Genomic DNA, 6,609 nt, shown 5'->3' on the forward strand with positions numbered 1-6,609 from the left:
CGCTGTCCCCGGGCGGACCGGGCAGGGACGGGTCGGTTACGGCGGGATGGAGCGAGGTCATCTGCGGGCCCTTCGGGGAATGGTCCCGACGATCCTCCCGCACCTGGCGATCAGCTCCAAGCGTCGAACCCGACGGAGTGCGCGAGACCACCGCGACAACCACCGTGACACCCTGCGGAACCTCCCCGGAACCTCTCCGGAAGCGCCCCGGAACCGCCCCGGGGCCGCCCAAGACAGCGCCTGGCGAACACCGTTGCCCCACGGCGGGATTGAAGCCCGGTGCCGCCCGTCGACCCCGCCCTCACCCCCACTCCCAGCCCGCCGGGTGGGATCAACTACCGGGCGCGACGAAGCCCTTGAGGTCGGAGAGCACCGCGTTCGCCGCCATGACACCGAGCCCGAGGAACCAGGTCTCGTCCGAAACCGGCCGGGCCTGACCGGACTTGACCGCCCCGAGGGTCTTCCAGAGCGCGCCGCCCAGCACCGCGTCCTGGTTGGTCGAGCTGGGGCTGCCGTACACGCCGTAGAAGATCCAGTCGGCGTCGGCCTTGTCGATCTGCTCCGGGCTGACCTCCACCGCGAGCTCCTGGACCTGCTCGATCCTGGGCTGCGGCAGCGGCACGTCGGTGAGGATGGTGCCGATGAAGGAGAGCTCGGCGTAGAGCCGGGTCCGGCCCGGCATGAAGCGCAGCGGCGTGACGGTGGGCCGCTTGTCGCCGAGCTTCGCGCCGATCGCCGTGGCCGCCGCCTGGTACGCGTCGAGCTGCGCCTTGGCCTCGGCCTCCAGGCCGAACACGCTCGCGTTGAGCAGGAAGTTCTGCTTCCACGGGTAGCCGGGGCGCAGCGAGAAGACGGTCGGCGCGATCTTGGACAGCTGCGCGTACTGGTCCTGGGCGCGCAGCTGGCTGCCGAGGATCAGGTCCGGCTTGAGCGCGGCGATGGCCTCCAGGTTGAGGCTGTTGATGGTGCCGACGGCGGCGGGGCTGCCGGCCTTGTCCTTGAGGTAGGACGGCAGGGACTTGGAGGCGTCGGCGTGCACGACGCCGACCGGCTGGATGCCGAGGGCGACGACGTTGTCGAGCTCGCCGGTGTCCAGCACCACGACCCGGGTGGGCCTGGCCGGGATGACGGTCCCGCCCATCGCGTGCCTGACGGTGCGCGGGTAGACGCCGGGGGCGGCGTCGGTGCCGAAGCCCTTCATCTTCTCGATCACGGCGGCGTAGTCGTCGCCGCCCTGCTTGACCGACTTCTGGTTCGGGGACGAGCCGCCGCCGGCCGGGGTCGAACCGCCGCCGGATCCACCGGATCCGCCCGAGCTGCCGCAGGCGGTGAGCAGTCCGCCGAGGCCGAGTACCGCCCCGCCGGCGATCGCCGTGGTGAGGAACCGGCGGCGGCCGGAGGTGCGGGGGGAGAGGGCCAGGTCGTCGGAGGTGGGGGGCACGCGACGCTCCGTTCACGGGTCGGATTAGGTTAGGCAAACCTATCCGATCCCGACGGGGCGGACCCCCCCGACCCCCGCCTGCGACGTAGGGACAAACCATGCCGAACCTTGGCAAAACGGAGAAAGTTTTTTGACCTTACTCCTTTGAAACAAAGGTACCTGGGTTAACGGGCCGTTAATGCGCCAGCCTGTCTTGCCTTCAGGGGAACGAATCGAAACACGTGGCTGAGATCACCAAGGGTTGGTCTACTCAACCTTCCGTGCCCGGATCTAGGGTGCGCTGGTGTTTGATCAGCAGCTCTCAGAGCACACGAGCAGCGGCCGGGCAATGGCGCCCGGCGCTCCGCAGGGTGCCCCGGTCAGTGGCACCAGTGGTGGAGTCCCCGTCGATCAGGGGACGGCTGGGGGAGCGGGGGACAAGGGTCTACGGGGCGGCTCCGTCGGCTTGCTGAGCAGTGTGGTGCTGGGCGTCTCGACGGTCGCCCCGGTCTACTGCCTGACCGCCACACTGGGCCCGACCGTCACCGCGGTCGGCGTCCAGATGCCCGCGGTGTTCCTCGCGGGCTTCCTGCCGATGCTGCTCGTCGCGTTCGCGTACAAGGAGCTGAACAAGGACTTCCCGGACTGCGGCACGTCCTTCACCTGGGGCGTCCGGGCCTTCGGCCCCCGGGTCGGCTGGATGGCCGGCTGGGGTCTGACGGTGGCGACCATCATCGTGCTCTCCAACCTGGCCGGGGTCGCGACCGACTTCCTGTACCTGATGCTCGGGGAGATGACCGGCAGCGACTGGGTGACCGGACTCGACCAGAACAAGGCCGTCCACCTGCTCACGGTGGTCCTGCTGATCGCCGGCGCCACCGCGATGAGCTACCGGGGGATGACCGCCACCAAGTGGTTCCAGTACGGCCTGGTCGGCCTCCAGCTGGCCGTGCTGCTGCTCTTCTCCGCCATCGCCATCGGCAAGGCGGCCTCCGGCGACCTGCCCGACTCGGTCGGCTTCTCCTTCTCCTGGCTCAACCCGCTCGAGGTCAGCTCGTTCAGCGCGTTCACCGCCGGACTGTCGCTGTCGATCTTCATGTACTGGGGCTGGGACACCTGCCTGACCATGAACGAGGAGACCCAGGGCAGCGCCAGGACCCCCGGCCGCGCCGCGATGATCTCCATGGTCACCCTGGTCGGCTCGTACCTGCTGGTCGCGATCGCCTCCCAGATGTTCGCGGGCGTCGGCAGCACCGGCAACGGCCTCGGCAACCCGGCCACCGCCGACAACGTGTTCGCCGCGCTGGCCCGCCCGGTGCTCGGCTCGCCGTGGAGCATCCTGCTCTTCCTGGCCGTCGTCGCCAGCGCCGCCGCCAGCCTGCAGACCACCTTCATCCCGGTGGCCCGCACCCTGCTAGCGATGAGCGCCTACCGCGCCGTGCCGCCGCGCTTCGGCGCCGTCCACCCGCGCTACCGCACCCCCGGCTACGCCACCGTCGCGGCGGGCATCGCCACCGCGGTCTTCTACGTCGGCATGAGCCTGATCAGCGAGAACGTCGTCCAGGACACCATCCTGGCGCTCGGTCTGATGATCTGCTTCTACTACGCGCTGACCGCCTTCGCCTGCGCCTGGTACTTCCGCCGGTCGCTGCGCACCGGGATCCGCGACCTGCTGCTCAAGGGCGTCGCCCCGCTCCTCGGCGGCGTGCTGCTCAGCGCGGTCTTCCTGCAGACCCTCACCGACGCCTGGGCCCCCGACTACGGCAGCGGGTCGGTCCTCGGCATCGGCTCGGTCTTCGTGATCGGTGTCGGCATCCTGCTGCTCGGCGCCGGACTGATGACCTGGTACGGCTTCATCCGGCCGGAGTTCTTCCGCGGCGAGACGCTGCACCAGGACACCCAGGCGCTGGTCGTGGAGGACTGACACCACTACTGTCGGGCGCATGAAGCGCTTCACGCGCCTGTGCTGGTGGCCGTCCTAGGACGGCCACCCCACTCGCCTGAGCAGGGCCGTCCGGGATGGACGGCCCTGCTGCGCTTCCCGCGCCTCCCGCGCTCCCGCAGGACGGGCCCCTCGCCCCGGACGGCAACCACCACCGCCGCACCGAGGAGAGAAGACCTTGACCACTACTTCGGCACCCTGCGCAACCGGGTCCGGCTCCAGGACCAGGGCGTCGAGATGTTCGTCGTGGTCGCCGACTACCAGGCATCACCGACCGGGACCTCGCCGACCGGCTCGCCGAGCACACCGAGAACCTCGTCCTCGACCACCTCGCCGCCGGGCTCGACCCCGAGCGGGCGACGATCTTCCCGCACAGCGCCGTCCCCGCCCTGAACCAGCCGTCAAGGACGAGATCGCCCGCTCCCGGCAGGCCGCCGTCAGCGGGCTGATGTTCACCTACCCCGTCCACCAGGCCGCCGACATCCTCTTCTGCAAGGCCGACCTGGTCCCGGTCGGCCAGGACCAGCTGCCCCACCTCGAAGTCGCCCGCACCGTCGCCCGTCGCTTCAACGAGCGCTACCCGCACGCCGACGGCAGCGCCGTCTTCCCCGCCCGCAGGCCCTGCTCTCCGACGCCCCGATGCTGCCCGGCACCGACGCCGACCGCCGGATCGGCTACGACCCGGTCGCCCGGCCGGAGGTCTCCAGCCTCGTCCTGCTCGCCGCCGTCTGTCAGGACCGCGCCCCCGAGGCCGTCGCCGGGGAGATCGGCGACGGCGGCGCCGCCGTGCTCAAGCGCACCGTCACCGAGTCCGTCAACGAGTTCCTCCGCCCGATGCGCGCCCGCCGACGCCACCCTCGCCGAGGTCCGGGAGGTGATGGGGGCGGCGATCTAACCCGCCGGAACCCGTCGAACAGCGGACCGTCACCCGCGCACATCGGCCGGTTGACACAGGGGCATATCGTCACCGGGCGGTCGCGGCCACAGCGCGACCGCCCGCACCCCGTTCCCGCGCCCGAAAGGCGGCCCGGCCCATGGACCAGCACCCGACTCCACCCGGCCAGGGGCTGACCCGCCCGTCGCGCCTGCGCCCCGGTGACCACATCGCCGTCGTAGCCCCCAGCGGCCCCGTCGACGCCGAACGCCTCGCCGCCGGGTGCGCGATCCTCCGCTCCTGGGGGCTGCGCGTCACCGTCGCCCCGCACGTCCTCGACACCCACCCCGCCCTCGGCTACCTGGCCGGCACCGACGCCGACCGTGCCGACGACCTCCGGTCCGCCTGGCTCGACCCCACCGTCGACGCCGTCATCTGCGCCCGCGGCGGATACGGCGTGCACCGCATCGTCGACCTGCTCGACTGGACCGCGATGCGCGCCGCCCGGCCCAAGCCCTTCATCGGCTTCAGCGACGTCAGCTCCCTGCACGAGGCCTTCGCCCAGCGCCTCGGCCTCACCACCCTGTACGGACCGCTGGCCGCCGGGGCCTCCTTCGTCTCCGACGGGCCGACCGCCGAGCACCTGCGCCGCACCCTCTTCGACCCCGCCGCCGTCACCGTCCTCACCTCACCCACCGCCGCCCCGCTCGTCCCCGGCCGGGCCCGCGGCGTCACGGCCGGCGGCTGCCTCCATGTCCTCACCGCCGAGCGCGGCACGCCCGCGGCCCGGCCCTCGTACGAGGGCCGCATACTGCTGCTCGAGGACGTGAACGAGCACCCCTACCAGCTCGACCGGCTGCTCACCCAGCTCCTGCGCTCCGGCGCCCTCGACGGCGTGGCCGGCCTGGCCCTCGGATCCTGGGAGGGCTGCGGACGGCCCGAGCGGATCCGCGAGGTGATGCTCGACCGGCTCGGCGGGCTCGGCGTCCCCGTGCTCTGGGAGCTGGGCTTCGGCCACTGCCCGTCCACCCTCACCGTCCCGCTCGGCGTTCCCGCCCTGCTCGACGCCGATGCCGGCACCCTCACCCTGGACCTGCCCGCGCTCGCCGGCTGCTGAGCAGGCCGGCCGTCTGTCAGACCGACCGCTGAGTGATCCGACCGCTGAGTAAGTCGGCCGCTGAGTAAGGTGCGGCCATGAACGAGGACCGCCTCACCGCCCTTGCCCTCGGCTTCCTCCGCGGCCCGGGCAGCAACGCCCGCACGATCCTCGGACTTGCCGGCCCGCCCGGCGCCGGCAAGTCCACCCTGGCCCGCCACCTGGTCGCCGAGGTCGAGCGCACCGAAGGCCCCGGCACCGCCGCCTACGTCCCGCTCGACGGCTTCCACCTCTCCGGCGCCCAGCTCGACCGCCTCGGCCTGACCCACCGCAAGGGCGCCCCGACCACCTTCGACGCCCACGGCTACGTCGCCCTGCTGCGCCGCATCGCCGGCGACCGCTTCCAGGACATCTACGTGCCGGACTTCGACCGCACTCTGGACGAACCGGTCGCCGCCCGCCACGTGGTCCGCCCGCACACCCGGCTCGTCATCACCGAGGGCAACTACCTCGCCTCCGCCGACACCCCCTGGCCCGACGCCCGCCGACTGCTGCACGAGCTCTGGTACGTGCACACCGACGACGACGTCCGCGAGGAGCGCCTGCTCAGGCGGCACCGCGACGGCGGCCGCGACGAGGCCGCCGCCCGTCACTGGGTCACCGGCAACGACCACCCCAACGGGGAGTACGTGAAGCCGGGCCGGGCACTCTGCACCCGGACCGTCTCCGGGACGGGTTTGCCTCCGACGTCCGACAGGGGTAGTGTTTCCTAGTCGCTCGGCAGGGAGCACCGGACACGCGTCTGCGCGGACGGTCCCGGAGTGGCCAATCCTCTGAAACACCACTTCCCGGTTCGGGCCGGGTCGCTTCGTCGTTTTCACGTTGCGGCCTGGTGCGTATTTGGCGTGCGCATTTTATCGGATTGCGGCTGGATTCGCTTTTCGGAGCGGGGATCGGCTAGAGTTTGAAACGTCGGACAGGGCGTCAAACCCCGGAAGACACCGGCGAGTTGGATGAACGAAGCCCCGGAAACGGAGCGGAAAACGTCTGATAAGCTGGGAACACGAAAGAACGAAGCCCGGAGGGCCTGCCGGAAGGCAGTCCGAAGGAAGCGTCCGTTCCTTGAGAACTCAACAGCGTGCCAAAAGTCAACGCCAGATATGTTGACATCCCCGGCCTCGATCGTTTGATCGGGGTTGGAGATTCCTTTTGAAACAAACACTAGCGAGGACGCAGTGCGCGGGGCCGCCCTATTCCGGTGGTTGCCGTGCCGCTCA

Annotated in this window: 4 protein-coding genes and 1 pseudogene; 4 read left to right on the top strand and 1 reads right to left on the bottom strand. The window is 70.9% G+C overall.

Annotated elements, in window-relative coordinates:
- Positions 1-331: 331 nt before the first annotated feature.
- Entirely contained in the window at positions 332-1,441 is a 1,110-nt protein-coding gene (locus ACZ7RU_RS27480; RefSeq protein WP_470343629.1) for an ABC transporter substrate-binding protein, read from the bottom strand.
- Positions 1,442-1,769: 328 nt separating this feature from the next.
- Between ACZ7RU_RS27480 and ACZ7RU_RS27485 the strand changes: the two genes are divergently transcribed.
- The 4 genes and pseudogenes from ACZ7RU_RS27485 to ACZ7RU_RS27500 all read left to right on the top strand — a co-directional run bounded on the left by ACZ7RU_RS27485 (position 1,770) and on the right by ACZ7RU_RS27500 (position 6,105).
- On the top strand, positions 1,770-3,344 hold the full coding sequence (locus ACZ7RU_RS27485) for an APC family permease (RefSeq protein ID WP_470343644.1): 1,575 nt from the start codon (positions 1,770-1,772) through the stop codon (positions 3,342-3,344).
- Between the two features lie 105 nt (positions 3,345-3,449).
- Positions 3,450-4,211, top strand: a pseudogene (locus ACZ7RU_RS27490) (tryptophan--tRNA ligase); the annotation flags it as partial.
- A gap of 185 nt (positions 4,212-4,396) precedes the next feature.
- Positions 4,397-5,353, top strand: a complete 957-nt coding sequence (locus ACZ7RU_RS27495) for a S66 peptidase family protein (RefSeq protein ID WP_470343630.1) — start codon at positions 4,397-4,399, stop codon at positions 5,351-5,353.
- Between the two features lie 77 nt (positions 5,354-5,430).
- Positions 5,431-6,105 carry a nucleoside/nucleotide kinase family protein gene (locus ACZ7RU_RS27500; protein WP_470343631.1) on the top strand — a complete coding sequence of 225 codons (675 nt, stop codon included), beginning with the start codon at positions 5,431-5,433 and terminating at the stop codon, positions 6,103-6,105.
- The last annotated feature ends 504 nt before the right edge of the window (positions 6,106-6,609 follow it).

The sequence above is a fragment of the Kitasatospora sp. NPDC114501 genome (assembly GCF_055633695.1).